This window comes from Desulfobacter sp. (assembly GCF_050177295.1).
Genome location: NZ_JBFXHE010000438.1, coordinates 1 through 3,648, shown reverse-complemented (window position 1 = coordinate 3,648; position 3,648 = coordinate 1). Strand labels below are relative to the sequence as shown.

The 3,648-nt window shown below is 42.8% G+C and carries 2 protein-coding genes and 1 pseudogene; 1 reads left to right on the top strand and 2 read right to left on the bottom strand.

Annotated elements, in window-relative coordinates:
- Nucleotides 1-827: pseudogene (locus tag AB7U36_RS20620) on the top strand (acyl-CoA dehydratase activase); the annotation flags it as partial.
- Here AB7U36_RS20620 and AB7U36_RS20615 read toward each other — a convergent pair.
- Both AB7U36_RS20615 and AB7U36_RS20610 read right to left on the bottom strand, forming a co-directional pair.
- Complete coding sequence (locus AB7U36_RS20615; protein WP_428161505.1) at nt 824-1,444, bottom strand: hypothetical protein; 621 nt, start codon at nt 1,442-1,444, stop codon at nt 824-826. The pseudogene AB7U36_RS20620 and the gene AB7U36_RS20615 overlap by 4 nt on opposite strands.
- Before the next feature lie 180 nt (nt 1,445-1,624).
- A partial coding sequence (locus AB7U36_RS20610) for a DNA internalization-related competence protein ComEC/Rec2 (RefSeq protein ID WP_428161504.1) occupies nt 1,625-3,648 on the bottom strand: 2,024 nt, incomplete at its 5' end.

The window sequence follows — 3,648 nt, the reverse complement described above, 5'->3', positions numbered from 1 at the left end:
TTAAGGCGTCCACCAACACCTATTTTGCATATATGTTTGGCGGACTTTTCAGGAGCATCGGCTGCAAGATTCGTCCATATGAAATAAACAAGGGACAGACCAATGAGGCGTTGCACACTGCAGGTGCCATCATGGGCACGGCATTTCTGACGGGCGGATCAAAGGAAAAAGCCCTTAAGGAGATTATGGCTGTCTTTGAACAGATCCCGGTGAAAAAAGAAACACGCCCCAAGGTGGGAATCTTCGGGGATCTGTATGTCAGGGACAACCGGATAATGAACCAGAATCTGATCCAGTTCATTGAGGATAATGGCGGAGAAGTGGTAACCACGCCTTATTATCAGTATGTTCAGATCATCGCCAATGCCTATTTTAAAAAATGGTTCAAGGAAGGCAAATACTTAAGCCTGATTTCAAACAAAGCGCTTCTGGCAGCCGTAAAAACAATGGAAAAAAAATATTATCCATTTTTTGCGCCGTTTTTCAATGAAACGGAACTCAAGGTAAACGCGCCCTATGAACATATCCTTGAAACCTACGGCATGCTGCCGGAACATACCGGAGAGTCCATGGATAACTTGCTCAAGATCCACTATATTGTCAATGAACATCCGGATATAGCCCTTCTGGTTGCCGTCAACCCGACATTTTGTTGTCCGGGTCTTGTGACCGAGGCTATGGCCTCACAGATTGAAAAAAAGGTCGGAGTTCCGATTGTCAATATTACCTATGATCTGTCCGGAGGCAACAAGAACAGGGTGGTGGTGCCTTTCCTGAAATATTTGCGCAGATCCCCCTATTCCCAGAGCCGGAAAGCTTTTGTCTAACGTTCGGCCGGCAGATATGCCTTGGTTTCAGGGTATCTTTTTATAAAGTCATTCTGAAATTCAATGCGCTTGACATTAAACCGATTGTGGGAGTCAACAGCCCTGCGGTAACGCAGATAATATTCATCATACTTTTTTAGATGGATTGTACTTTCCGACTTGGTTATGGCGTCAAAATTCCGGTAACAGAAGCGCAGCAGGGTTTCAAAATTATCCAGATAGTTTTCAAGGCTTTTAAAGCGCGCAATCACGATGCGGTTGTTGTAAAATTTTTTGATTTCATATACCCATTGCAGATCCTTTTGGGTGAAGAAATCCCTATAACTTCCCACAAACTCAACCATTTGCTTAATTGCGGCCTGATTATCAAGCATGGCCTGGCGAAGTTGGCCTATAAATACAATGGTCTGCTCAAGTTTATCTAAGTTTGACTGAACCTTGGACTGCTGCTCAAGTTCAATTAAAGCGTTGTCCAGGTTCTGGGTGGTATGTTTAAGGATTTCACTGTAACGGATAAGCTGCCGGGTAACAGGCGGCAAGTAATCATATTTATATGTTGCCTTCATTCTGGAATAGATAAAAATTTCGCCGACAGTTACAATGAAGAAGCAGACCATGAAAATCAAAAACAAAATCAAACGATTACCTTTTCCGGATTTAAATATGAAATACGGGGTCGTTACAGGCGCTGCAAATACAATCGCAGCCCACCATTTAGGGAGGCTTTGACGCTTGCATTCTAAAAACATCAGACCGGATAAAATAAAAATAAAAGAAAAATAAATATAGTACACGCGTTAAAATTTCCTATGGGTTTTAATGGTATAACCAATACCGTCAGACTGCAGTGTAACAGCGCCCATCAGATCCGTTCGAAAAATTGAGATCCTTTTTTGCAAATACCGCTGGAAAACCCTCCGGCAGGGGAACTTATGTCTGTTCATATAACCGCATGATATTATAACTCCTGACGGGCTGACTTGATCAAGAAAAAGTTCACTTGAACTGGAACAACTGCCATGGTGGGGGGACATAAGAATATCTGATTTGAGACTAAAATTTTCTGCATGTATAAGTTCCCTTTCTCTTTTTTCTTCAATATCGCCTGGAAAGAGCATGGAAAAGGATAAAAAATCAAGTCGGGTAACAAGACTGTTGTTATTAACGTTATCAGATAATTGCGGACTTTTTCCGCCAAGAATACTTATTTTAACCTGATCCCACGAAAACCGCCAGGGGTCAGGACCCGGGACATGAATTTTAATATCTTTTTTTTCAGCGATATCCATCAGATTTTTAAAAAAAACAGATGAGACCATCTCATGATTTTTTATCCATTGTCTGACCCCAAAGTTTTCAAAAATAAAATAAAGGCCATTCATGTGATCACTGTCCGGATGTGTCAGAATAACGGCATCAAGAGATAGAATCCAGCGCTTCCACAAAAAGGGGCCCACAATATACCGGCCGGTGTCAAAACTGGAACCTGAGCCAAATCCGCCGGCATCAATGAGCAGGGTTTTTCCGTCAGGCGTAATGATAACAGATGCATTCCCCTGCCCGACATCCAGGGTGTGTACCACAAGTTTTCGCGGATAAAATCTTTTCAACATCCCCTGGCCTGTGGATACCATGCCGGCCGCAGTCAGAAGAAAGGTCAGGTATATGGCACCCTTGTTCTTTTCCATGATTGCAAATCCAAGGCAAAGTATCAGTGCATAATATATTATAATTTCAATTGGCCGTGGTGTGACGACCCTGGCCCAGGTCCAGTCGAAACCGGCAATCCAATCAATACCCTGAAGACAATATGAAAGAATGTGGATATCTAAAGTTAAAAAAAGGTCGGAGAGGCCAGGCAAAAGATCCATAAACATCAGGCCTGCCAATCCCAGGGGAAGCCCTAAAAAACCGATGACAGGAATCATGACAAGGTTGGTCCCCACCTGGACCATGGGAAACATATTAAAATAAAACGCTGTCACAGGGGCTGCGCCGATCCCTGCAAACACGGTTGTCAAAATCATTAAACAAATTCTTTTAATCCATTTATTCTCGGGTATGCCCAAAGTCCGTCCAAGGAACATAAAGCCCGAGATAATAAAAAAAACACAAGCAAATGAGAGCTGAAAAGAGATGGAAAACAAGGCACCGGGATCAATAAAAATAATTAGACTTGCGGCAAAGTAAAGGGTGTTTAAAGGATCTTTTTCCTTTTCAATGAGAAAAGAGGTTAAAAAGACCGCTGTCATGATCAACGCTCTTTGGGTCGATGGTGAGAAACCGGCAAAAAAAGCATAGGCCGTCAAAGGCAAGAGCGTGAGAATGCCTGCTGCTTTTTTTGCATGGCCTGTTATGACAAGAGACGGGTGCTGATTTAATATAAATATAAAAACAGAAAAAAAACCAACTCCGACAAGAGACATGTGCAAACCCGAGACAGCTAAAATATGAGAAAGACCTGCTTTGGAAAAATTATCACGGGTTTTTTCATGAATCATCTCTTTTTGCCCTGTAACCATTGCTGTAAGCACCGCCCCGGCCTGGTTGGAGAAAAAATCAGGCAGCCTGTCATCTGTGTTTTGGACGGCTTTTGCAACATTGTTGGAAAAACGTTCCCGGGTCCTTTGCAGAAATCGCATGCCCCGGGCAAATAAGCTGCCGTCAACCCTGCCTGTATGTACAATGGTGTACGAATTCGCGTAAATGGTGCCGGTTATACCTTCAAGACGCATCCGAAATTCATGATCATACCCCCCGGGGTTGGAAAAATTTCGTATGGCTCTAATTTTTGACGTAACGATAATATGTTCCCCAAAAC

What these genes read in the sequence shown, in the direction of transcription:
- AB7U36_RS20615 (WP_428161505.1), bottom strand. Translation starts at nt 1,444, where the DNA reads ATGGTCTGCTTCTTCATTGTAACTGTCGGCGAAATTTTTATCTATTCC.